General features: G+C 50.7%; 12 protein-coding genes, 12 tRNA genes and 1 rRNA gene. All 25 read left to right on the forward strand.

The window, feature by feature from the left end; translation table 11 throughout:
• Positions 1-107, forward strand: a 23S ribosomal RNA gene (locus tag AC0YN3_RS20365); the annotation flags it as partial.
• A 162-nt stretch (positions 108-269) separates the two neighbouring features.
• Positions 270-345 (forward strand) — tRNA-Asn (locus AC0YN3_RS20370).
• A 4-nt stretch (positions 346-349) separates the two neighbouring features.
• A tRNA-Thr gene (locus AC0YN3_RS20375) sits at positions 350-425 on the forward strand.
• Positions 426-465: 40 nt separating this feature from the next.
• A tRNA-Glu gene (locus AC0YN3_RS20380) sits at positions 466-540 on the forward strand.
• A gap of 33 nt (positions 541-573) precedes the next feature.
• Positions 574-649, forward strand: a tRNA-Val gene (locus AC0YN3_RS20385).
• Positions 650-658: 9 nt separating this feature from the next.
• Positions 659-733 (forward strand) — tRNA-Gln (locus AC0YN3_RS20390).
• A gap of 10 nt (positions 734-743) precedes the next feature.
• Positions 744-819 (forward strand) — tRNA-Lys (locus tag AC0YN3_RS20395).
• 16 nt (positions 820-835) lie between these two features.
• Positions 836-918, forward strand: a tRNA-Leu gene (locus tag AC0YN3_RS20400).
• A gap of 98 nt (positions 919-1,016) precedes the next feature.
• Positions 1,017-1,099, forward strand: a tRNA-Leu gene (locus AC0YN3_RS20405).
• 582 nt (positions 1,100-1,681) lie between these two features.
• A complete protein-coding gene (locus AC0YN3_RS20410; protein ID WP_475776808.1) occupies positions 1,682-4,123 on the forward strand; it encodes a phosphodiester glycosidase family protein in 2,442 nt (813 codons plus the stop codon).
• Between the two features lie 242 nt (positions 4,124-4,365).
• Positions 4,366-5,223 carry an ABC transporter ATP-binding protein gene (locus AC0YN3_RS20415; RefSeq protein WP_475776809.1) on the forward strand — a complete coding sequence of 286 codons (858 nt, stop codon included), beginning with the start codon at positions 4,366-4,368 and terminating at the stop codon, positions 5,221-5,223.
• A 560-nt stretch (positions 5,224-5,783) separates the two neighbouring features.
• Positions 5,784-5,858, forward strand: a tRNA-Gly gene (locus tag AC0YN3_RS20420).
• 8 nt (positions 5,859-5,866) lie between these two features.
• Positions 5,867-5,943 (forward strand) — tRNA-Arg (locus AC0YN3_RS20425).
• Between the two features lie 34 nt (positions 5,944-5,977).
• Positions 5,978-6,054: transfer RNA gene (locus AC0YN3_RS20430), tRNA-Pro, on the forward strand.
• Positions 6,055-6,067: 13 nt separating this feature from the next.
• Positions 6,068-6,141 (forward strand) — tRNA-Gly (locus tag AC0YN3_RS20435).
• A gap of 436 nt (positions 6,142-6,577) precedes the next feature.
• Positions 6,578-11,872, forward strand: coding sequence for a choice-of-anchor I family protein (locus AC0YN3_RS20440; protein ID WP_475776810.1), 5,295 nt, complete (start codon positions 6,578-6,580; stop codon positions 11,870-11,872).
• Positions 11,873-12,166: 294 nt separating this feature from the next.
• Positions 12,167-14,971: a phosphoenolpyruvate carboxylase gene (gene ppc, locus AC0YN3_RS20445; RefSeq protein ID WP_475776811.1), complete on the forward strand. Its 2,805-nt coding sequence runs from the start codon at positions 12,167-12,169 to the stop codon at positions 14,969-14,971.
• 226 nt (positions 14,972-15,197) lie between these two features.
• Positions 15,198-16,352: a S1C family serine protease gene (locus tag AC0YN3_RS20450; protein WP_475776812.1), complete on the forward strand. Its 1,155-nt coding sequence runs from the start codon at positions 15,198-15,200 to the stop codon at positions 16,350-16,352.
• A gap of 382 nt (positions 16,353-16,734) precedes the next feature.
• Positions 16,735-17,301 (forward strand): RNA polymerase sigma factor SigW, encoded by a 567-nt coding sequence (gene sigW / locus AC0YN3_RS20455; protein WP_183565337.1) that lies wholly within the window; start codon positions 16,735-16,737, stop codon positions 17,299-17,301.
• A 205-nt stretch (positions 17,302-17,506) separates the two neighbouring features.
• On the forward strand, positions 17,507-18,142 hold the full coding sequence (locus AC0YN3_RS20460; RefSeq protein WP_475776813.1) for a zf-HC2 domain-containing protein: 636 nt from the start codon (positions 17,507-17,509) through the stop codon (positions 18,140-18,142).
• A gap of 141 nt (positions 18,143-18,283) precedes the next feature.
• Positions 18,284-19,126 (forward strand): diadenylate cyclase CdaA, encoded by an 843-nt coding sequence (gene cdaA, locus AC0YN3_RS20465; RefSeq protein ID WP_475776814.1) that lies wholly within the window; start codon positions 18,284-18,286, stop codon positions 19,124-19,126.
• Positions 19,119-20,516, forward strand: coding sequence for a CdaR family protein (locus AC0YN3_RS20470; protein ID WP_475776815.1), 1,398 nt, complete (start codon positions 19,119-19,121; stop codon positions 20,514-20,516). The genes cdaA and AC0YN3_RS20470 overlap by 8 nt, the downstream gene beginning before the upstream one ends.
• A gap of 62 nt (positions 20,517-20,578) precedes the next feature.
• Positions 20,579-21,919 (forward strand): phosphoglucosamine mutase, encoded by a 1,341-nt coding sequence (gene glmM, locus AC0YN3_RS20475; protein WP_475776816.1) that lies wholly within the window; start codon positions 20,579-20,581, stop codon positions 21,917-21,919.
• A gap of 193 nt (positions 21,920-22,112) precedes the next feature.
• Positions 22,113-22,442 carry a hypothetical protein gene (locus AC0YN3_RS20480; RefSeq protein WP_475776817.1) on the forward strand — a complete coding sequence of 110 codons (330 nt, stop codon included), beginning with the start codon at positions 22,113-22,115 and terminating at the stop codon, positions 22,440-22,442.
• A gap of 35 nt (positions 22,443-22,477) precedes the next feature.
• Complete coding sequence (glmS, locus tag AC0YN3_RS20485; RefSeq protein ID WP_475776818.1) at positions 22,478-24,310, forward strand: glutamine--fructose-6-phosphate transaminase (isomerizing); 1,833 nt, start codon at positions 22,478-22,480, stop codon at positions 24,308-24,310.
• Positions 24,311-24,518 lie beyond the last annotated feature (208 nt).

Raw genomic sequence — 24,518 nt, forward strand, 5'->3', positions numbered from 1 at the left:
TTCCCAGTATGTAAGACCCCTTGAAGACGACGAGGTTGATAGGTTCGGGGTGGAAGCACAGCAATGTGTGTAGCTGACGAATACTAATCGGTCGAGGGCTTATCCTAAACACGTTTACCGTGACCCATACATCCGGTAGACAGCAGCAGTAAAGGTTCAGCAAACCTCATCTTTCGTATCCAGTTTTCAGGGCGCAATGCCTTGTTGTTCAACCGTGCCTCTTTTGCAGTTGAAGCTCTTGGAGACATTTCAACGCAAATATGCAATGTTCCCTGATAGCTCAGTTGGTAGAGCACTCGACTGTTAATCGAGTTGTCACAGGTTCGAGTCCTGTTCGGGGAGCCATTATGCTCTCATAGCTCAGTAGGTAGAGTGCATCCATGGTAAGGATGAGGTCACCGGTTCGAATCCGGTTGAGAGCTCCAGTACTCTTTCAACTTTATGGACAAGCTTCAATTTATGCATGGCCCGTTGGTCAAGTGGTTAAGACACCTCCCTTTCACGGAGGTAACAGGGGTTCGAGTCCCCTACGGGTCACCAATTACCTTTTTTACAAAAGGCGCCTATATATTTGGACGCTTAGCTCAGCTGGGAGAGCATCTGCCTTACAAGCAGAGGGTCGGCGGTTCGATCCCGTCAGCGTCCACCATATCGCTGTTGGGGATTAGCCAAGCGGTAAGGCAACGGACTTTGACTCCGTCATTCTCAGGTTCGATCCCTGAATCCCCAGCCACTTATACTATGAGTCATTAGCTCAGTTGGTAGAGCACCTGACTTTTAATCAGGGTGTCGTAGGTTCGAATCCTACATGACTCACCATATTTTTATTTCACGCGCGCGTATGGCGGAATTGGCAGACGCACTAGACTTAGGATCTAGCGGGCGACCGTGGGGGTTCAAGTCCCTCTACGCGCACCATCTTTAAAACCCTTAATCGGGAAGCGCTTTGTATGTCAACAAAGTAACGTAGGTGGAAGTCCTACAAAACATGGTTTAGCAAGAACACAACGAAATATGCGCGTATGGCGGAATTGGCAGACGCACTAGACTTAGGATCTAGCGGGCGACCGTGGGGGTTCAAGTCCCTCTACGCGCACCATACCATGAGAAAACCCTTGGCGAACAAGGGTTTTTTGCTGTTTACATACTTGAATGGCTAAGCTTGTCATTTCCGCTTCATTTGTTCGATTGCAATATCTGATTGTAATTGACTGAAACGAATTTTCTGAAATGAAACATGATGTCTGCTTTTCGTTCGCGACTCCCTCCATATCCCCAAGAAACATTGTCAGAAAACGCACCTAATAGTGCTTTAGGCTGATCGTCCCCCTTAATTACACCTTTTTTTAGATAATCTCCAACAGGTTTTCATCAGTAGCTTATCAAGATAATCCACTAAAATGATTGTGGTTAAATATCAGTCAGCTAAATGATTAAGGAAGTGTGCGATAAACTAATTGAATGATTTATGAGGGGAAGGGATAAGGGTTTATCTTTCTAGTTGCTGCTGCATGGCGTAAGAGCACTGAATGGCAATGGTTAACAGGATGCTAGCCTATTGTAATAATGAGTTTTGATAAGCGAGAGCTCTCTTCATTTTGCGCATAGAGCTGTCGATATAGTTAATTGGGACTATTTGGAATCTATGAAGATGAAGGAGACTGGAAGGATGCATCACAAAATGAGGAACCACAAACTTAGAGCTTTTATTGTTCTGCTAATTATGATAGTTGGAATTAGCCATATAGGAAGCCACGGTTTGCAGACTGCAGCTGCCCTTGGGAACAGGAGCATGCTGGCTGCCGAACCATCAAACACGGCATTAAACGGAGCAGCGACAAAGAATCCGGCAAGCAGCAAAGCGGAACTGGAGTATTGGCGGTATACAGCGGAAGGCATGTTGTATGCACCGCTTGCTTTGCCCAACGGCGATCTTTTTACGGTGACTGCTAACGGTTGGTTATCCGTGTTGGACGGGAAGGGCAAAGAAATGAAGCGTGTGAACACTTACAGCAAGTTGTCTGCTCCTGCTATAAACTGGAAAAACGAGGTTTATATTGCAGGAACAGGCGCACGGCTGTTCAAATATGATATGGCGGCAAATAGCGGGCAGGCAGGTATTTTTTATTTCAAGAATAAAAAAGAACAGCTGCAGCCCTCCGGGGTGGTGACGGATGGAGAAGGGATTCCGTATTTTTCCTATCAGCATGCGATCTTGTCGCTAAGCAGTACAGGCGAGAAGCAGGCAGCTTTGTTGCCTGACGGCGTCACGGTAAAGGAGCTCGCCGCAGGTAAGAGCGGCGTGTACGCCCTAGGAAGCAACGGCACGCTTTATGCAGTGCGTGCCGGAGCGGTTGTATGGGAAGCGGCATTGGAACAGCCGCTGCTTGGGGCTAGGCTGGCCGCTGACCGGGTTGGCGGCGGCGTGCTGCTGCTTGCGGGCAAAGCGGTCGCTGCGTATGAAGAGGACGGCAAAGTCCGATTCACGCGCGAGCTTGCGGCTGCGCCCGCAGGCGGGTGGACATCCCCGGTGCTTCTGCCCGGGGATGCAGGAGCTGTCGTTGCCGCGGAGCTTAGCGGCAACGGCATTGCTGCGTTCCGCCTCGCAGACGGGGCGGAACTATGGCGCATCAGCGCCGCCGGGGCCGGAGGCTTTGGCCCCGCGGCGCTGGCGCCGGATGCTGCCGCCGGCATCGTGCTGGCCGGCGGCCGATCCGGCGCTGTGTACGCGATCGACGGCTCCGCCAAGTCGATCTTGTACACCTACGGCGGGCACGCCGCGGTTCCCGCGAGCGGCGTGGCGCCGATGGGTGCCGGACGCTTCGCGTATGCGTCCGGGAGCAAGCTCATCGCGGCGGGGCCTGTCCGGTCCGTCGCGGTTACCTACGCCGCGGCGACGCTTAAGCTGCCGCTGGATACGAGGCTCCTGCTCACGGACAAGCTGAAGCTGTCCGATCCCGTCGCCCTCAGCTTCCGCTCCGATAATGCTGCGATCGTCCGCATTACGGATAAGGGCGTCGTCACCCCTGTGGCAGCCGGCTCGGCTAACCTATATGTCGACGTCATAACGAGCGGCTACAAAGGCCAGCTCAAGCTTCCCGTTCAGGTTGCCGCTTCGGTATCCAAGCTAAAGGTGAAGCACGAGGCGAAGAAGGTCAGTGTATCAGGCAAGTCCTATACGGTTCAAACGGTGGTTATACCTAAAGGAATTCCAATGACGGCAGGTCTAGCAAGCCGTAAGGTGGGCATCGTTCAGCCGCTTGCATCGATCGCAAAAGCATACAACGCCGATGCCGCGATCAATGGAACCTACTTCGAGGCTTACGGAGGCATCCCCGAGCCATACGGCACGGTCATCGCAGACGGCAACGTGGAGCATATCGGTAATACGGGAACCGCAATCGGCTTTACTTGGGACGGCACCGTCGTGATGGATTCGCTTCGCGTTAAAGTGCTGGGAGGCACGGACGGTTCATTTGCTTTCCCGAACAATTGGTATGTGTATTTCATTAACCGAACGCCGTCGGCTGGTGCTTCCTCCGCTATTATGTTTACGCCGAAGCGAGGAGCAAAGGTTGGTTTTGCTTTAGGCACGGCAATAACAGTAAGTAAAGGGAAAGTGACAAAGATTAGCAAGAAAGAAAACGTCAGCATTCCAGCGGATGGATACGTCCTTGTTTTTATAGGCTCAGAAGAAAAGCTGGCGGAACGCTTCAAGGTCGGCACGGTCGTAGACTATAAGCTCGAGATGACCAATCTATCGAAAACGCCAATTGCCTGGTCACGCGTACATACGGCAGTTGGAGCAGGACCTAGGCTGGTAAAAGATGCGAAGCTGGCAATTAATCCTTCGGGAGAAGGCTTCAGCAGCTCCAAAATTTTAACCGACTCTGCGGCGCGAAGCGGAATTCTCGTTAAAAAAGATGGAACGGTCATCCTAGCAACCGTGCCACAGGCAACAATAAAGCAATGGGGACAAATCATGCTGCAGCTTGGCGCTGTGCAAGCAATGAACTTGGACGGCGGCGCATCCTCAGGTATGTATGCCCAGGGCAAGCTCATTACGACGCCTGGCAGGCTGATTAGCAACGGTCTCGTTTTCGGAACGAAGCTGAAGTGGTAAAAAAGCAGTATGAACCGTCCTCGCGTTGAGGGCGGTTTTATTTTTTGAAAAGGTTCATAGCCTATGGAAGTATAATCCGTCACAGAGTTAATCATTGACTTTTGACGTGAGAAACATTATCATTAAAACGTCAATGATAATCGTTATCAATTTTCGTTTGAAGAAACGGAATCCACATACTAATACTTATATTTACATTCAGAAAATGTCTGCCGCGGCAGCAGAAGGAGCGTGCATGTCCAATGATTCGTCTAACGACTTCGGGTCTTGATATTGGTTATGATGATCGTCTTATCGTCAAGAATTTGAACATTGCTATACCACAAGGGAAAATTACGGCGCTGGTTGGAGCCAACGGATCGGGCAAATCGACGATTTTGAAAACGATGGCCCGTATTATGAGTCCATCCCAAGGCAGTGTGCTTCTGGACGGCAAATCGATTCATAAGCAATCAACGAAGGAAGTAGCGAAGCAGCTGGCCATTTTGCCGCAGAATCCTACCGCACCGGATGGGCTGACAGTAGCGGAGCTGGTATCCTACGGACGTTTCCCTTATCAGAAGGGTTTTGGCTCGATGAGCAAGGAAGACCGGAGTATCGTACAGTGGGCAATCGAAGCGACTGGCATGACAGATTTTGCAGATCGCCCAGTTGACCATCTATCAGGCGGACAGCGCCAACGTGCTTGGATCGCGATGTCCTTGGCACAGGAGACGGATATCCTGTTTCTGGATGAGCCAACGACTTTCCTTGATATGGCGCATCAACTCGAGGTACTTCATCTGCTTCAAAAGCTTAACGCAACGAACAACCGTACAGTCGTCATGGTCGTACATGATCTTAACCATGCAACGCGTTACGCGCATCATATGATTGCTATTAAGACAGGTGTTGTTGTTGGCGAGGGATCGCCTGCCGAGGTTATGACGCCTGATATTATGCGCGAAGTATTCAATATTGAAGCAGATATCGTCCCGGATCCGCGCACAGGCGTTCCGCTTTGCTTGCCTTATGCGCTAGCTGGACAACCGGCTGCCGACAAAGTAGCGGTTAAGAGAAGCGCGGAGCAAGAGAAGACGCTGACGGCTGCCGGAGCGTAGTCAGGTATTTTTAGAATCAGCTGTATAATGCCTTTAGAGGCTTAATTGATTTGGTTTTGCAACTCAAGAGACTGTTTCCGAGCGCTTCATGCCATCGGAACAGTCTTTTTTGTATGGAACATGAACAACCGCCGTAGCTAACAATGATTTTGCCATGCTACATGCCTGTAATGAGCAAAGAGCAGGAAGCAAAATGTAACAATCAAGAAACAAGGATCAACAACTGAATTATAGATGTGAGTGCTGATACTGAAAAGATACCGTGCTACTCACTGGATAAAGAATATCCAGGTAAGCAGAGCATACGTATATGTGTTATTGGAAAATTGGTCATATTGATACCGCAATCGCATATGTTTTAAAAGATGCAGTAACCGAAGAAGGAACCGAATTCCCACGACATTATTGGCTTTTTTGGCTTTGGAGGTATTGGGATCCAGAGCGTTTGAAAAAAGATTAAAACTTTTTTGTAAAAACAGTTGCTTTTTGTTTTCAGGGGTGATATATTATTACTTGTCGCCGCGATGTTAAACATCACAAACGACGAACGAAAGTAACGTGCGGAAGTGGCTCAGCGGTAGAGCATCGCCTTGCCAAGGCGAGGGTCGCGGGTTCGATTCCCGTCTTCCGCTCCATAAATTGTGCGGCCTTAGCTCAGCTGGATAGAGCGTTTGACTACGAATCAAAAGGCCAGGAGTTCGAATCTCTTAGGCCGCGCCATTTTCTCATTAGTAGACGCAATTCATTTACACTTCGGGACGTAGCTCAGCTTGGTAGAGCACCTGGTTTGGGACCAGGGGGTCGCATGTTCAAATCGTGTCGTCCCGACCATATTCATTTATTTGCGGGTGTAGTTCAATGGTAGAACTTTAGCCTTCCAAGCTAATAGCGTGGGTTCGATTCCCATCACCCGCTCCAACTATTTAAACCCGAAAGCCTTGCGCAGCAAGGCTTTTTTTGTTTTTCATCCGTTGTTGCATGTGTTTCATTTATACTTATATTTGTTGCAGCAATCTCCATATATTTTTATTCATTGCCGCATCCGTTACCTCTCCCGGAAGAATCCAACTATCGCTCATGTGTTTATAGAATTGATTCTGATTAGATCTTTTTTATTTATCTGCCATATAGCTGTCCTTCAGATCGTAACAATCTGTGGTTCACAAGAGAAGCAATTGTGCTGCGTGCATTCTCTTGAGCCACGGTACAAGCGAACCGAGGGGCAGCTTTTTATATATAAAGTTTTTCTAAACGCGTCGCTCTCATTTACCAAAGCTTAACGGAAGATTGATATTCACGTAATAATCGATCTTTACAATTAAGTTAACTTATTAGAAATGGGAGTGAGTCGCTTTTGAAGATTTATAGCAAAAGGTTGGTATCGCTATTGTTGGCCGCTGAAATTACGGCTAGCATGGCAATGGTTGGCGGTCCGGTGATGGCAGCGGGTCTGCAGCCTGTTGGTACGCCATACACAGAAGATAATGCTTACGACATTAGCGTTCCGCACGTCGTCATTAATCAAGTGTACGGTGGCGGTTTAGCCGTTGATTCAGGCGTACTGGTATCTCACGGCTTCATTGAACTTTATAATCCGACTAATAGCGATATCGATCTGACGGGATGGTCGCTGCAATACGCCGACCCCGTCACCAATCCAGAGGCAGAACCAACTAGGGAATGGAAGATGCTCAAGCTGACAGGAACAATTAAAGCTCATTCATCTTATCTGATTACTGGAAAATCCACTGGAGCGGTAAATCCGAAGGTAGATTTGTCGATGAAAACGGATCAGGCTTTTGATCAATTTATTAATAATAAAGGAATGAAGGTTGCTCTAATGAGCAACCAAACGGTAATTGCCGAAGCTAACCCGTTCCTCACCATGCCAGATGGCTATGTCGACATGGTAGGTACAGGTAGTAATGATAGCGGCAGCAAAATCGATGGTTATGAAACCGCCTACCCGACCGGATCGTCTGAGGGTACGTCGAAGAAGAAGTCCATTCGCCGCAGCAACTTCGGAGATACGGACAACAATAAATTGGATTTCAAGCAAGTCGATTACGAAACGGCTACAGGAGACGCTCTGCTCGCCGCTTTGCCTCGCAGCAGCGCGGATGGCGCATGGGGACCTGGCGTTGTTCAGCCGTTAGCGATCAGCACGGCCGCTTTGACGGATGGTTATGTAGATTCTGCATATTCAGCGTTCTTACAAGCTACCGGTGGAACGGCTCCGTATGCGTTTACGGCAGAAGGGCTGCCTAACGGGTTAAGCATGAACACGAATGGCGAGCTGGCCGGCACGCCGACGTCAGCCGTTTCAGAAGCCGATGTGACAGTGACGGTAACGGATAGTACGGCAGGAACGCCGCTTAGCATTTCAAAGTCGTTTAAGCTTACGATTAATTCAGAGATAGCGGCAGCAAACCATGTGCTAATCAATGAAGTATATGGAGGAGGCGGCAAAGTCAATAAGGAAACGCCTCCGGTTGCAGCACCTTACCTGTACGATTTTGTAGAGCTCTATAATCCGACTGCCGAGCCGATCTCGCTTGCAGGCTATCACTTGAAATACAGCAATAAAGGCGCGACCACCATTCAAGGTTATGATTTTGACCAAGATGCGGTTATTTTGCCTAACGATTATTACCTTGTGCGCCTTGAAGCGACTTGGGGAAATACAAGCGACAAAAATTACGGCGAAGCCTTCGAGGCTGATGCGTACGCAAGCACGAAGGAACAATCGATCGGCATGTCCGATACGGATGGAACGGTAGAGCTGTATCAAGGAACTTACGCATCAGAGTCAGTTGTAGATGCAGTGGGCTTTGGCAGGCTTACAACTTCGCTGCATGAAGGAGCTTCTGCAGGTAATGGATCGTCGCTGCCTGCTGCAATTAAAGGCGTTCGCCGCGTGAACTTCCAGGATTCAAACAATAATGCGATTGATTTTGCAATCGTGGACCCATCTCCTACAAAGTCTGGCGATGCGGAGGGTGAGACGGTAGTTGTACAGGGCTTCGTGAAGCTTATTGGCTCGCTTCAGTCGCTGGAAGCTGATACAAACGTCGTTATAGAAGGCTTGGTAACAACGCCGCGAGTAAAAGCAGATAATGGTCAAGCAGCAGCAGTACGCTATGTACAATCCTTCACGGGGGCAATTGCGGTAGAAGGCATGGATGCATCGATCCCGGTCGGCGCAGAAGTACGCGTAACCGGTATGGCAGGCCTTCATGAGGGTGAGATTCGCGTAAAAGGCGATCCGCAGGTTCTGAGGCTGAACAACGGTATCTACAGTCTGACGGCAGAGGATACGTTTGATAGCTCGATGCTCATCGTGGACAAGCTTTCGATGGTAACGCCCGAAATGCATGGCAGAAGAGTGACATCAACCGGAAAGGCTGAAGCCATTGACGAAACGGCAAAAACAATCCTGCTGGATAACGGGATGCTCTTGTATGTGAACGGAGCATTGCCGAAGCTTGCTATCGGTGACACGGTGAAAGCGACCGGCGTAATCGCCGTGTTTGATGGAAACATTCGCCTCGCAATTGTTGATGCTAGCACGGATATGGATATTGAACCTCTATCTGAGGCGTTTGACGATACGCTGAATGTGACGAAAATCGGAGAGTATGCCGTAGGTCTATTCAATAAAGACGGCGGCGTTGCCGAAATCGTCAAATTCAACAAAGATAACGGGAAGTTTTACTTGGTGAATGGTTCTGGCAATCCTCCGAGCTTGGATATCGTAGGCCTTGGTAACGGAACCGGGACACTCATCAAGGAAAAGACGATAACGGTTAAGGACTTAGCGGAAACCGACGGCTTCTTATATGGCGACTTGACAAGCGTAGACATTAACAATGTCACGAAGCATGTCTCAGTAACCGTACAGGAGGCGGATTCCCTTAAAGCGGGCAAAATATTAGTCCTCGACTATGACGGGAACTTGGTGACGACTTACAAAACGGGCGTACAGCCCGATATGATTAAATCGACGCAGGACGGCAAGTATATCCTTAGCGCAGACGAGGCTGAGCCGCGTCTGGGCACGACCGATCCGAAAGGCAGCGTAACGATCGTCAACACGGAAACGGGTGTGTCTACGCAGGTTTACTTTGATGATGCATCGGTAATCGAGGACGGCGTTCATATTCGCGGTCAAGCGGATCCTATCGACGGCAAGATCAAGTCCAGCGGGACGAAAGCGGACGCGCTTTATGATTTGGAGCCGGAGTATATTACACTGTCGGAGGATAACAAGACGGCGTATGTATCTCTGCAGGAGAACAACGCGATCGCGTTAATCGACATTGCAACGAATAAAGTGAAAGCCGTGAAGGCGCTAGGCTTGAAGGATTACAATGAAGCGCGCAATGCGCTGGATCTTGTTAAAGACAGCGCGATTAAGCTCGAAAATGTCCCTTTCAAAGGCATGTATATGCCGGATGGCATCGCATCCCACACGATTGACGGACAAACTTACTTGTTTACGGCTAATGAAGGTGACGTAACCGAGTGGCCGAACCGTACGAACGGAAGCACGATCGGCGCTTTGAAGGGCAGTCTTGATCCTAACTCGGCGGCGGCCATTTTCCTTAACGGCAAAACCGCGTACGACGGAGTCGAAGTGGCAAGCGATATGGGAAATGACGGCATCTACTTGTATGGGGGACGTTCCTTCTCCATCTGGAACGCGGATTCGATGGACCAGGTCTTCGACAGCGGCAGCGATTTCGAGGCGATAACGGCAAAACGCCTGCCTGCGTATTTCAATACGAGCAATAGCAAGACTGCGCTCGATGACCGTAGCGGGAAGAAGGGGCCGGAGCCAGAGGACATCAAGACCGGAAAAGTAGGCAGCAAGGTGCTTGCCTTCGTAGGTCTAGAGCGTATCGGCGGCTTCATGACTTATGACGTAACGGATCCGGCAAACGCGAAGTTCGTCAATTATACGAATTCCCGCGTGTTCAAGGATGGCGAAGGCAAGGACAATTTCAATACGGACACAGGCCCTGAGGGCTTGGAATTTATTCCGGCTAGCATAAGTCCAACGGGACAGCCGCTTCTATTGGTTGCCTATGAGGTAGGCGGCAAGGTCGGCGTGTATCAATTGAATGTTTCAAAAGTAACCGTAGATCGTGCGTCACTGGCCATTAAAGTAGGAGATGCGGCAGTGAAGCTTAACGCAACCGTGGAGCCTGCAGACGGCAGCCCGGCAACCTCCGTGTGGTCGTCCTCGAACCCAGCGGTAGCGAAAGTAGACGCTAACGGCAGCGTGACGGCGGTTTCGCCGGGTACTGCGGTAATTGCTGCGACAAGCGCAGACGGTTATGGCCAAGCGGAGACGAAGGTTACGGTTAGTGAAAGCACGGTAAGCCATACGCCGTCAGTACCGTCGCCAACGCCTGCTCCGGGTAATTCGGATACGACTATCGTGAATGGAGATACGGTGAAGGCAGTCACGGTTATTGCGGCAACGACAGACAGCAGCGGCAAGTCTACTGCGACCATTAAGACGAGCCAAGTAGCTTCGGCACTTGAGGCTCTTAATAAGGCAGCAGGCGGCAAGCCAGGTTCGATCGAATTTAAGGCGACATCAGATAAGCCTGCCGTGTCCGCTTCGATCCTGTTCGAGAAAGAAGCGATTGCACAGCTTGCAGCGAGCGGGCTGAAGACACTTAGTCTGAATACGGAGCTCGGCATGATTTCTTTCGATTCCAAGGCGATTGGCACGCTTACCGCAGCTGCAGGGAAAGATCAGGTTTCAGTTACCGTAAAGCAGGCCGACAAGGAAAAGCTTAGTGAGTCAGCCAAGGCAGTTATAGGCAGCCACCCGGCCTTTGAATTCGATGTGACAGCGGGCGGCTCGGCTGTAACCGATTTGCTTGGCGGCAAAGCGCGGCTAAGCATTCCTTACACATTGCAAGCGAACGAAGACAGCCATGCGGTTGTCATCTACTATGTAGGCAGTGATGGGCAGCCTGTCGTTGTCCCTAACAGCGTATATGATGCGTTGACAGGTCAGCTGCATTTCACGGTCGACCATTTCTCAACATACGCTATTGGCTATAATCAAGTTAGCTTTGGCGATACGGCGTCAAGCTTCGCTAAGGATTCCATCGTGTATCTATCCTCCAGAGGCATCATCGGAGGCATGGGCGGCGACAAGTTCGCGCCGAAAGCGAATATGACGAGAGCGGATTTCGCGCTCATTCTTGCTCGCATTGCCGGAGCTGACCTGGATGCGGAAAAAGCTTCAAGCTTCACGGATGTGAAGGCTACAGATTATTATGCGGGGGCAGTTGCATGGGCTTCCGAGAATGGCATTGCCGGAGGCATTGGCGATGGGAAGTTTGAACCGAAGGCCAATATTAGCCGCGAGCAGCTGGTCACGATGATCGTGAGGTTCAGCGAGCTAATGGGCTTTGCATTGCCGAGCAATACAAATGCGCAAGCCTTTGCAGATGAATCCTCGATAAGCGGATTCGCGAAGGAAGCAGCTGCAGCAGCACAGGCAGCAGGCATCATTAACGGCAAGACGGCAGCGGGAAGCGGGGCTAGCCAATTCGCGCCGAAGGATGCTGCTACCCGTGAGGAAACAGCGAAAATGCTCGCAATATGGATTCAATTAATGGCATAAAGCAGCTTTAAGCTAAACCGCGTCGCCTTTCATGGAAAGGCGGCGCGGTTTTTCTGATGCCGATTGTTGGCTGAGCGGTCCGGAAAAAAGAGGAAACTGCCCGTGGCTATGCGGCTGCGATGTTTTTGGGCGGATTGGGCTGAGGGCTTCAACCCTGTAGGTTTTTGTAGTATGATGGTAGAAGTCAAAAAACGTTCATGTTGTACATGCAAGCTTATGAAGTGATTTCAGCTTCGCAATACAAGTAAATGCTTACGGAGCGAGTTCGCTTCGCAAAAATTTAGGAGGAACAGTATGTCGGATCAATCTGCATCTACTTTGACGACAAATCGGCAGCAGGCCAACAATTTGCTGCGACGCGATGTCCGGTTTCTAGGTAACATTCTCGGCGAAGTTCTCGTTCATCAAGGCGGCCGGGAGCTGCTTGATATCGTAGAACGGATTCGTGAGCAAAGCAAAGCGCTTCGCGCTGAATTCGTACCGGAAATATTTGATCAATTCAAAGAAAACGTATCTTCCCTTGGCCCGGAAATACGTCACCAAGTGATTAGGGCGTTTGCTATTTATTTTCAGCTCGTCAATATTGCTGAGCAAAACCACCGGATTAGACGGAAACGTGATTATGAGGTTTCCTCTGGCGAAGCGGTTCAACGAGGCTCGATTGAGAGTGCCGTTCAGGATTTGAAGGAGCGCGGCATTGCGATCGAAGACGTGCAAGATATTCTTAGCAACATTTCGCTTGAGCTTGTTATGACTGCGCATCCGACCGAGGCAACACGCCGTGCGGTATTGGATATTCATAAGCGGATTGCGATTGACGTCATGGAGCTGGATAATCCAACGCTCACCTATCGCGAACGCGAGAAGCTGCGCGAGAAGCTCATGAATGAGGTTCTTATTCTATGGCAAACCGATGAGCTGCGCGACCGCAAGCCAACCGTTATCGACGAGGTTCGCAACGGCCTGTACTACTTCGACGAAACATTGTTCGAGGTGCTGCCGAACGTCTATGAGGAGCTTGAGCGCTGCCTGAGCAAATATTATCCGAATGAAAACTGGCATGTGCCTGATTACCTGCGCTTTGGCTCATGGATCGGCGGAGACCGCGACGGCAATCCGTCTGTAACGGCGAAGGTGACTTGGGAAACGTTGTCGCTTCACCGCCAGCTGGCTATTCGCAAGTATGAAGAAAAGCTTAATGAGCTTATGGACCTGCTCAGCTTCAGCACGAATCTGGTTGAGATTTCCGAGGAGCTTGTGGAATCGATTCGTTCGGACCGCGAGCATGTAGAGCTGAAATGCGTGGATCTGTGGAGAAACACGAAGGAGCCTTACCGGATTAAGCTCGGCTTCATGCTTGAGAAGCTAGCTAACACGCGCGATGAGTCCCTTAAGGGCTCGCAGATGCGCTATAACCATCCGGATGAGCTTCGTGCGGATCTTCTTATCATCGACCGCAGCCTGCGCCACCACTTTGCGGACTACGTAGCAGATACGGCGCTAGCCAAGCTGATTCGTCAAGTAGAGCTGTTTGGTTTCCATCTCATGGCGCTTGACGTTCGTCAGCATAGCCAAGAGCATGAGAACGCGATGTCCGAGATTTTGGCCAAAATGAACGTCGTTGCGGACTACGCTTCGCTTTCCGAAGAAGAGAAAACGGATCTGCTTCACCGTCTTTTGAATGATCCGCGCCCGTTAACGTCGGGGCATCTGGATTATTCGGAGTCGACGCGTGAATGCTTGAACGTCTACCATACGATTTATCGCGCACAGCAAGAATTTGGCGTTAACTGTATCTCCAGCTACCTGATCAGCATGACGCAGGCAGCGAGCGATATGCTTGAGGTTATGGTTTTTGCGAAGGAAGTCGGCTTGTTCCGCAAAGAAGCGGACGGTTCCATTCGCTGCACGCTTCAATCGGTTCCATTGTTCGAGACGATCGACGATCTTCATGCGGCACCGGCTATCATGAAGGAATTGTTCGAGCTTCCCGTGTACCGGCAAGCAGTTGCTGCCCGCGGCAATCTGCACGAAATTATGCTTGGCTATTCAGACAGCAACAAAGACGGCGGCGTTGTTACGGCGAACTGGGAGCTGCGCGTGGCGTTGAAGGAAATTACGTCAGCAGGCAAAGAGTACGACGTGAAGCTGAAGTTCTTCCACGGCCGTGGCGGTGCGCTTGGCCGCGGTGGAATGCCGCTTAACCGCAGTATTCTTGCACAGCCGCCTCATACGATAGGCGGAGGCATCAAAATTACGGAGCAAGGCGAGGTTCTCTCGTCCCGTTATTCGATGCAAGGCATTGCTTACCGCAGCCTAGAGCAAGCGACTTGGGCACTGATTACGGCTGCTCGCCTGGCGAAATACCCAGAGCAAGCGCCGCAAGCAGAAGCGGAGTGGGATGACATTGCACGGTCGATCTCTGAGACTGCGCTTGAGAAGTATCAGGATCTGATTTTCCGCGATCCGGATTTCTTGACCTACTTCAAGGAATCGACACCGCTGCCTGAGGTTGGCGAGCTTAATATCGGCTCACGCCCATCCAAGCGTAAGAACAGCGATCGCTTTGAGGATCTGCGTGCCATCCCTTGGGTGTTCGCTTGGACGCAAAGCCGCTATTTGTTACCAGCCTGGTATGCTGCAGGTACGGCGCTTAAACAGTATGCCGGCGAAGATGAGTCTAAGCTGAATACGCTTCGTACGATGTACGAGAAGTTTCCGTTCTTCCGCTCACTAATCGACAATCTCCAAATGGCGCTGGCGAAAGCGGATTTGGTCATTGCGAAGGAATACGCGGATATGATCAAGGACAAAACGATTCGCGACCGCATTTTCGAGCAAATCGAGCAGGAATACAAGCTGACCTCTGAGCTTATTCTTAGCATCACTGGCCAAACGGAAATTTTGGATAACGTACCTGTTATTCAAGAATCAATCCGCTTGCGCAACCCTTACGTTGATCCGCTTAGCTATATGCAAGTGCAGCTTCTAACCGAGCTGCGTGCGCTTCGCGACAACGAAGAGGATGATCCGCAGCTGCTCCGCGAGGTGCTTCTGACGATTAACGGCATTGCGGCTGGCCTTCGGAATACAGGCTAAAGCAAATATTCAATTATGGAAGCTGGTCACGGCGCAAGCCGTGGCTGGCTTTTTTTTGCATGCGGCTTAGGTGCCGGTAGATGCTATCGTGAACATTAAAGGAAGCTGAAATCAGGGCGTTTATTTTCTTATGCTCATTTATGATCCCCTTAAGTTTCGTTTAAGGTACATCCTGCATGATAGATACATAGGAAGCAGACACCTACATGAAGGAAGGATGATAGACATGAATGAGGAAAACAAACGCAATGATCATGATTCGACAAACTCTACTTATTCCGAAACACATACATCGAATAACGCAAGCGAGACTCCTCCCACTACTTATATCTATGAATCTTCGAAAACGACCAGCGAGCTTAGAGCTTCGTATGAGAGAGAGCTGAATACGCAGAGGGATGAAAGGCTGCAGCTTAGGGAAGAACGGAAGGAGCCGAAGCGAAAAGGCGGCCAATCGGTTAAAACGCTGGTGGCATCGTTTCTGATCGGCGCGCTAGTGATTGGAGGCTTCTCCTACATGGCGGACAAAAACAATTTGTTCAGCGGCAATGAGCAAGCTTTAAGCAATGGCGGCACTAGCGTTGTTAGCCAATCTGCCCAGCAGGCTGCAGGCTTGTCAACGGCATCATTAAGCACGAGCGATGATATTGCCTCAGTTTATGCGGCCGCTAGCCCGGCAGTCGTGAAGATCGAGAACTATGCGCAGCCTGAGCAATCCTCTTCCATGTTCGATGATCCGGGCTTTAGGCAGTTTTTCGGAAGCGGGCAATCCGGCAGAAACGGCCAGCAGCAAGAACAGCAGGAGCAGCAACAGCAACAAAACAGCGCAGAGCTTCAGTTGATGGGTTCCGGGACAGGATTTTTCTTTGAATCGGATGGTTATATTCTGACAAACGAGCATGTAATCGCTGATGCGTCAGAGGTGAAGGTTACGGTTCAAGGCTATGACGAGCCGCTCACGGCAAAAGTGCTCGGCTCCAGCTACGAGCTGGATTTGGCGGTGCTTAAGGTGGAGAGTCCGGATGGCAAGGCGTTCCCGTCACTCCAGCTTGGGAGCTCCGATGCCACGCAAATCGGCGACTGGGTAATTGCCATCGGCAATCCGTATGGCTTCGATCAAACATTGACGATGGGTGTCCTGAGCGCCAAAGAACGCCCAATCACGATTGCAGACGAGCAAGGCGACCATGAATACGAGCATTTGCTGCAAACGGACGCTTCCATTAATCCGGGGAACTCCGGCGGACCGCTGCTCAATGAGCAGGGAGAGGTAATCGGCATTAATACGGCGGTGAACTCGGAGGCACAGGGCATTGGCTTTGCTATTCCTACGACGACGATCAATAAGGTGCTGGAGCAGTTGAAGACGAATACGCTGTAAGAAGCAAACGTAAAGGAAGGCTTGAGAGCTGATATACTCTCAGGCCTTCCTTTGGTTCATAAGAGGGATTCGCCAACTGGCCCGAGGTCGAAACGAGAAACTAGCCTTAGGTCGATTGCTGACTTCGTACCAAACCGATATAATGGGCTGAATAACGATTCATTTTATAATGGACGCTACAGGAATTCATGAGCTTCTTTCTCATTTGTCTTGCTTTTTCGGTTCAGGTGGATTACGATTTTTCTAGTGCGGCAAAGGTTGGAAATCCCTTTTTCGGCCGCGACTTACTTGAACAGGCAAGACGCTATCCTCAGCGGTTACATACAGTTTGTTTAGGTTCTTGGCGATCGGCCGAACGAACGGAAGGTTTGGAGGAGTTAAGGTGAATGTATTGGAAGCACGCCTGGCGAAGCTAGCGCTCAAAGGCGATCAGCAAGCATTTGCTGAGCTTGTAGACCTCTATCAAGATAAGCTCTTTCATATGGCATATCGAATGTTAAACAGCCGGCAGGAAGCGGAGGATGTCGTTCAGGACACGTTCCTTCGCGTTTACAAAAACCTAGACCGGTATGACGATACGTTAAAATTCTCGACATGGATTTACCGGATCGCGACGAATCTATGCATCGACCGGCTGCGCAAGCGTAAGCCCACGTATTCGCTGGATGCGGAGTCCAACGATCATGAAGGCCTGGATGGCTACTCGATGATACCGAGCGACAACCGCACGCCTGAGTCGGAACTGCTGCTCTCGGACACGCAGCGCATCATTCATGCGGCTATCGCTTCGTTGCCACCGAAATACAAGAGCGTGATGACGCTCCGTTATATGCAGGATTTGTCTTTGCAGGAGATTGGCGACGTGCTGGACATGCCGGTTACGACGATTAAGACCCGCGTCCACCGCGGCAGGGAGTTTCTTCGGAAGAAGCTCGAGCATAAATTATAACCGGAGCGAACGGTTGATGATAGACGGAAGCCATGTCCCGGCGGACATAGGCTTCTTTCGGAGAGAAAAGAGCGGATTTCACGCACGGGACGGAATACTTGCCCCTTTTCGAAAAAAAGTGAAACATCCCTCTCGCTCGCAACGTATCCTAAATAGCGAGATAAGAACTTAATGCGCGAGCAATGGAAAGAAAGGACTGGCTGCTATGAATTGCAACGTCGCCATCGTATGGATGCATGACTATTTGGACGGCGAGCTGCCGCGTGAAGATATCGGTACGTTAAAATCCCATCTGCTTTCCTGTCCGGCTTGCCGCAGTCGGTTTGAACAGCTCCAGAAGACGGACGCCGCAGCGTTCCAGACTTTAGAAGCGCTTAAGCCTGCCGCGGATTATGACAAGAAGGCATCGGAGCATTTAACGCAGCGAATTATGCAGCAGCTGCCGAAGAAGCAGAAGCAGCGCAACCGCGTCGTACGGTTTATTTACAAGTACCCTGGCGTTACGGCTGCTGCTGTATTTGTACTCGTTATGCTGGGCAGCTTCTTTACCATGTGGGAAGAAGACAACAAGCTGATTGTAGCAGGCGAGGATCTTCAGCAAGTCATTATAGAAGGCAATACAGTCATCGTGCCGGAGGGGGCCCATTTAACGGGGAACCTGACCGTCGAGAATGGAACAGCTGAAGTGAAAGGCGAGGTAGACGGCAATGTGACCGTCATTGACGGCTCCCTGAATCTTGCATCGACCGGCCATATCGCGGGGCAGAGCAGAACGATCGATCAAGCACTTGATTGGTTCTGGTACAAGGTGACGCAAACTTTTGGCGGTAACGCTCGTTAATGTAGGCTGCCTCCCTCTTGCAGGGGGGCATTTTTTATTTTTTTTTGAAAAAAAGGATTTCCAATCCCATATCTAGAAAATAATAAAGTTGAAAACCGATATTAGACAAGAATAAGGGGATCGGCTGTTGGGGGTTGGCATATGAGTTATTTCTCGGATTTGACGTGGCATGACTGGTTCAAGGACGTCATCGATGTAGGCATAGTGAGTTACATTATTTATCAAATGATTTTGCTGGTGCGCGGAACGCGAGCGGTTCAGCTGTTGAAGGGCATATTCATTCTCGTTGCGGTGTGGGCGCTAAGCACATGGTTCAATTTGTATACGCTGAAGTGGCTCATGAATCAGATGTTCACCTTCGGTATCGTCAGCGTGCTTATTATTTTTCAGCCTGAGCTGAGGCGCGTGCTGGAGCAGCTCGGACGGGGCAAGCTGTTCTCCCGCGGTTATTCGCTTGACAAGGATGTCGTTAATGAACAAATTGACGGCGTCATTAAGGCTGTCCGCTTTATGGCTGAACGGAAGATCGGAGCACTGATCGTATTCGAGCGGTCGACGGGACTGAGTGAGCTTGTCGAATCAGGTATCCGGATGGAATCGAAGATAACGTCAGAGCTGCTTATCAATATTTTCACGCCTAATACGCCGCTCCATGACGGTGCGGTTATTATACGCGCGAATCAAATCATGGCCGCGGGCTGCTATCTGCCGTTATCGGAGAACCCGTTCATTAGCAAGGAGCTCGGTACCCGCCACCGCGCCGCAATCGGCGTAAGTGAAGTGACGGATGCGGTGTCGGTCACCGTGTCGGAGGAAACGGGACAAGTATCGCTCTCGCTCGGCGGCATGATCGTACGGGATATTAACGAGGAATCGCTAATTTCGAAGCTGTTCGATGAGCTAACGCCAAAGACGAACGGACGAGCGAAGGAGCGCGTAAGCGTGTCGTCTCTTTGGAAGCGGAAAGGAGGCCGTGATGGATAAATGGCTGAGTCACCCGACCTCGCTCAAAATCATTTCCGTCATTGTCGGATTGCTGCTATGGGCTGTCGTTCATATTGATCCAGACACGTCGCAGAAGACGGTTACATCCAATGTGGATACCAAAACCATCGAAGCCTCTGTCATTAAAGCCGAGGGGCTTGATCCGGAGAAGTATATTCTTACGGCAATGGAGCCTTCGGTCGTTAGGCTGGATGTACAGGGCCGCCTCAGCAATCTGCTGAATGCATCTTCGGATGACGATTATGTGGTGAGCGTGGACTTGAAGGATGCCAAGCCCGGCATTCAGGAGCTGCCGCTAGTCGCAAGCTTGCCGAAAGGCATTACGCTTGTAGAGATGTCGCCGCGAACGGTAACGGTGCAAATCGAAGAGATACTGACGAAGCCGTTCGAGCTTCAAGTTGCCACGGAAGGTAAGCCGGCAGCAGGCTATGTGGTGGGGGCATCCACGATCGTCGCACCAACGACCGGAGTCCTGGTCACGCTGCCTAAAGACGATATGAGCAGGGTTGGCGTTGTCACGGCAGAAATCAATGTCGACGGCGCAGACAAGACGGTCGTGAACAAAAAAGCGAAAATTATCGTTTACGACACGGACGGCATAGAAATGACTAATGCGGTTATTTCGCCGGAAACGGTTCATGTGGAGGTCAAGGTAACGCCTCCGTTCAAAACACTGCCTCTTCAGGTGCGCTACACAGGCGCTCTGCCCGACGGTTTAAGCTTGGTGTCCGTAAAGCCGGCAATCGATCAAGTCACCGTGTACGGGGAACAGAAGCTGTTAGACGAGCTTCAGGTCTACGATGGGGTTGTGCTTGATCTCTCGAAGGTGAAGCAATCCGGCGAGGTGCAGGTTAAAACAGGAGCCATAGACGGCATTAAGTCGATTGATCCGGCTGAGGTTACGCTTGAGGTCGTTGTTGCGCCGATTATTACACGAGAGTTCGCAGGCTTGCCGATTACGCTGGAGGGCGTCCCAAGCGGGATGTCAGCCGTCTTCCGTACGCCCGCGAGCGGCAAGTTTGATCTAAGCGTCAGCGGAGCTGAATCGGTATTGAGCGCGCTTAAGGCTGAATCGCTGGCAATAGCCGCTAATGTAGAGGGGCTAAGCCCCGGCGTTCACTCGGTTACGCTTCAGATAGACGTGCCTGCCTACGTGCAGACCGTGCTTGGCGAAGGCCAGACGCTGACGGTCTCGATCGAGATTATCGAGGATGCTCCCACCGGCACGGGAGAAGACGACTCGGAAGAAGTAGGAGGCACTCCGACAGAGGAGCCTCCAACCCCGACGCCGACACCGCCGCCTGATACGGGCGGGGATAGCGGTAACGGAAGCGGGAATGCTTCCGACGGCCCAACTATGAATCCATAATCGGATAACCAGCATAAGTAGAGAATAAAGGATGCAGCATACAACAAAGGAGCATTATAATTATGGGGAAATATTTCGGTACAGACGGTGTTCGCGGGGTAGCCAACCGTGAGCTTACACCAGAGCTAGCATACAAAATCGGCCGCTGCGGCGGCTATGTGCTTACGCGCCAAGCGAATAAGCCTAAAGTGGTAATCGGTCTAGATACGCGAATCTCCGGACCGATGCTTGAATCCGCGCTTATCGCTGGCTTATTGTCCATCGGCGCAAGCGTAATCAAGCTAGGCGTCGTTTCTACGCCGGCAGTCGCTTATATTACTCGTGAGCTAGGCGCGGATGCGGGCGTTATGATCTCGGCTTCGCATAATCCGGTAGAAGATAACGGCATTAAATTTTTTGCGGGCGACGGCTTTAAATTATCGGATGATACCGAGCTCGAAATCGAGCAATTAATCGATGCGCTTACGGATGAATTGCCGCGGCCCGAGGGCGGCGATATCGGAGCGGTATCAAGCGATAAAGGCGCCAAGCAGCGTTATCTCGATTATTTGAAAACAACGATCAAGGGCGAATTCAGTGGACTTAAGATCGTTCTTGACTGCGCGAACGGCTCGGCATACGAGCTGGCTCCAACGGTGTTCCGCGAGCTAGGTGCGGATATCATCACGGTTGGCGCGGAGCCGGACGGCCTTAATATCAATGCTGGCGTGGGTTCGACACATCCTGAATATTTGCGCGAGCAGGTGCTGCAGCATGGCGCGGATCTAGGTCTTTCTTTTGACGGGGATGCGGATCGTCTCATTGCGATCGATGAAAAGGGCGAGGAAGTAGACGGCGACTTCATTCTGTGCATCATTGGCGATGCGATGAAGCGGGCAGGCAAGCTGAAGGAAGACACGATTGTTACTACGGTAATGGCAAATATCGGATTTTTCAAAGGCGCGGAGCGCATTGGCTTGAAAACGGCGCAAACGGCTGTTGGCGACCGTTACGTGATGGAAGAGATGCGTCGCGGCGGCTTCAATCTGGGCGGCGAGCAATCCGGCCATGTCATCTTCCTCGATCATATTACGACAGGCGACGGTATTCTGACCGCTCTGCAGCTAGTGGATACATTGGCGGCATCGGGCAAGAAGCTTAGCGAGCTTAAAGGCTTGATGCGCAAGTACCCGCAAAAGCTCGTTAACGTTCGCGTAGCGGATAAAAGCTTGTACCAAGGCAATGCCGCAATCGAGGCAGCCGTTAAAAGCGTGGAGCTTGAGCTCGGCGATAACGGCCGCGTGCTTGTACGTCCATCGGGAACGGAATCGTTAATTCGCGTCATGGCGGAAGGTCCCGAGAAGGATCAGGTGGAAGCTTACGTGGATCAGATCGCTCAAGTCGTGAAAAACGAGCTGGGCTAAGCTTTTTAGCAAACGATGTCGAAGATTTGTCGGACCGTGTAGTAGACAGGTCTTCGACTCCTTATTTTGGAAGATATTCGCGTAATTTCGAATCATAAGGTTGCACAGCAGACATAAAATGAATATGATAGGTAGTGTGATTCAAGAAGGAAAGCGAGGATAGAGGTTACGGAAGCAAGTTAAGCGCCAGAGCTTGCGTGATGAACGAGCTGTTGCCCAGGGTGAGAACCTTGGCATAAATCAGCTGTTCATACGGGAAGCTGACGAGGTGAAGGTGTTCGAAACATTCGGCGGGGACCTTCCGGTATTGCAAGCCAACCGAAAGCCGTTACGTAAAACGGCCGGGCGACCGGTCATACAATCGTGCGGCAGGCTTATTATGATTATTATTCATTACTCCCGTATGTCCAAGATGCCACCTGTGGGGTGGGCACGGGCAGAGGGGTTACATTATCCGCAACGATTGCGATTAATCTGTGACAACTTCATATTGCCTGTGCCACGCAATGGCGGCATCCGATAAGGCGGGAAATAACCTATTCGGAGGCTTATTAAATTATGTGTGGAATTGTAGGATATATTGGTAAACGCGACTCTCAGGACATTTTGCTCGAAGGCTTGAAGAAGCTTGAATACCGGGGATATGATTCTGCGGGAATCGCGGTCTTTACGAAAAACGGGCTTGAAATTACGAAGTCCAAAGGCCGTTTGGCGAATCTTGAAGGCTTGCTGCGCGAGGAGCCGCTTGAAGGCTTTGTCGGAATCGGACATACGCGCTGGGCTACTCACGGCAAACCGTCTGACGTGAATTCGCATCCGCATACGGACAACACGGCTAAGTTTTCTGTCGTTCACAACGGTATCATTGAGAATTATTTGAATTTGAAAGAAGAATTGGTCGCCAAAGGACATATTTTCGTATCGGAGACGGATACGGAGGTAATCTCCCATCTGGTTGCCGACGAATATGACGGAAACATTGTCGAAGCGGTACAACGTGCGGTGAAACGGATGCGCGGAGCGTTCGCGCTTGGCGTATTGACCGAGTTCGAACCTGAACGTCTAGTCGCGGTTCGTTTCGCAAGTCCGCTTGTTATTGGCGTGGGCGAAGGCGAGAACTTTATCGGATCGGATATTCCTGCTATCTTGGAGCATACGCGCAATGTGTATATTCTGAATGACGGCGAAATGGCGATTCTGACAAAGGATTCCGTCGAACTGCTGACGACTGAAGGCGAAAGTATTTCCAAGGAAATATTTCATGTCGATTGGGATCTAGTGACGGCAGAAAAAGCCGGATTTGATCACTTCATGCTAAAAGAAATCCACGAGCAGCCAAAAGCATACCGGGATACGATGATGAGCCGTATTTCGGAAGATGGCAAGTCGGTGGCTTTGAAAGAGCTTGGCATGACGGAAGAATATATCAAATCGATTCGCAAAGTACACATTGTTGCCTGCGGAACGGCATACCACGCAGGACTTGTCGGTAAATCGGTCATTGAGTCGCTGGCGCGCATTCCGGTTGAGACGGATGTCGCATCGGAATACCGTTACCGTTCGCCGATCATCACGCCGGATACGCTTGTTATCGTTGTTAGCCAATCGGGCGAAACGGCAGATACGCTTGCCGCGCTTCGTGAAGCGCAGCGCAACGGTGCCCGCGTTCTAGCGATCACAAACGTGGTGGGCAGCTCGGTTGCCCGTGAAGCAGACCATGTGCTCATTACTTGGGCAGGTCTTGAGATCGCTGTTGCATCAACAAAGGCTTATACTTCCCAGTTGATCGCATTTTATCTGTTCGGCCTTCAGCTTGCTAGCACGCTGGAGACAAAGGACGCAGCATATATCGAAGAAGTGATTGCTGCCATGCACAAGCTGCCAGAGCAGGTTGAACGCATTTTGGAGCAGGCGCATGTACTGAAGCAAGTAGCGGAATCGATCTCGCATCACAAGCATCTGTTCTTCATCGGCCGCGGCGTAGACTACGCTGTAGCGCAAGAAGGCTCACTGAAGCTGAAGGAAATCTCGTACATTCACTCGGAAGCTTACGCGGCAGGCGAGCTGAAGCACGGTACCTTGGCTTTGATCGAGGATGGCATTCCAGTTATCTCGCTAGTGACGCAAGAAGAACTATACGAGAAAACGCTAAGCAACATTAAAGAAGTGAAAGCTCGCGGCGCTCACGTGCTTGGCATAGCAAACGAAGGCAGCGAAGAAGAGGTAGCGAAGTCGGTGGATGAGCTGTTCGCGATTCCGAAGACTCTTCCAATTCTGTCGCCTGCACTGTCGGTTATTCCGCTTCAGCTGATTTCCTATTATGCATCGCTTGCGCTTGAGCATGACGTGGATAAACCGCGGAATTTGGCGAAGAGCGTGACGGTGGAGTAGGGAGAGGTTAGTTGGGTAGGATTTGTTTTAAAAAATTAAGTGTTAGGCTGAAAAATAAAGCATTAGACTGAGAAAATCAAGTTGTAGACTGACGGAATTGGCCATATTGCTGCTAGGAGCTCTACTAATGTCTACAGAATCGACATCCAGAACAAACAACATGACTCTATTTGAGGCTACCTTCGGGTAGCCTCATTTTTTTGAATTT

The sequence above is a fragment of the Paenibacillus sp. J22R232 genome, from assembly GCF_056269165.1.

Coding starts and splice junctions, on each gene's coding strand:
- AC0YN3_RS20460 (WP_475776813.1), top strand. CDS start 17,507: ATGAATTGCAACGTCGCCATCGTATGGATGCATGACTATTTGGACGGC.
- glmS (WP_475776818.1), top strand. CDS start 22,478: ATGTGTGGAATTGTAGGATATATTGGTAAACGCGACTCTCAGGACATT.
- AC0YN3_RS20470 (WP_475776815.1), top strand. CDS start 19,119: ATGGATAAATGGCTGAGTCACCCGACCTCGCTCAAAATCATTTCCGTC.
- AC0YN3_RS20410 (WP_475776808.1), top strand. CDS start 1,682: ATGAGGAACCACAAACTTAGAGCTTTTATTGTTCTGCTAATTATGATA.
- cdaA (WP_475776814.1), top strand. CDS start 18,284: ATGAGTTATTTCTCGGATTTGACGTGGCATGACTGGTTCAAGGACGTC.
- glmM (WP_475776816.1), top strand. CDS start 20,579: ATGGGGAAATATTTCGGTACAGACGGTGTTCGCGGGGTAGCCAACCGT.
- AC0YN3_RS20450 (WP_475776812.1), top strand. CDS start 15,198: ATGAATGAGGAAAACAAACGCAATGATCATGATTCGACAAACTCTACT.
- ppc (WP_475776811.1), top strand. CDS start 12,167: ATGTCGGATCAATCTGCATCTACTTTGACGACAAATCGGCAGCAGGCC.
- AC0YN3_RS20415 (WP_475776809.1), top strand. CDS start 4,366: ATGATTCGTCTAACGACTTCGGGTCTTGATATTGGTTATGATGATCGT.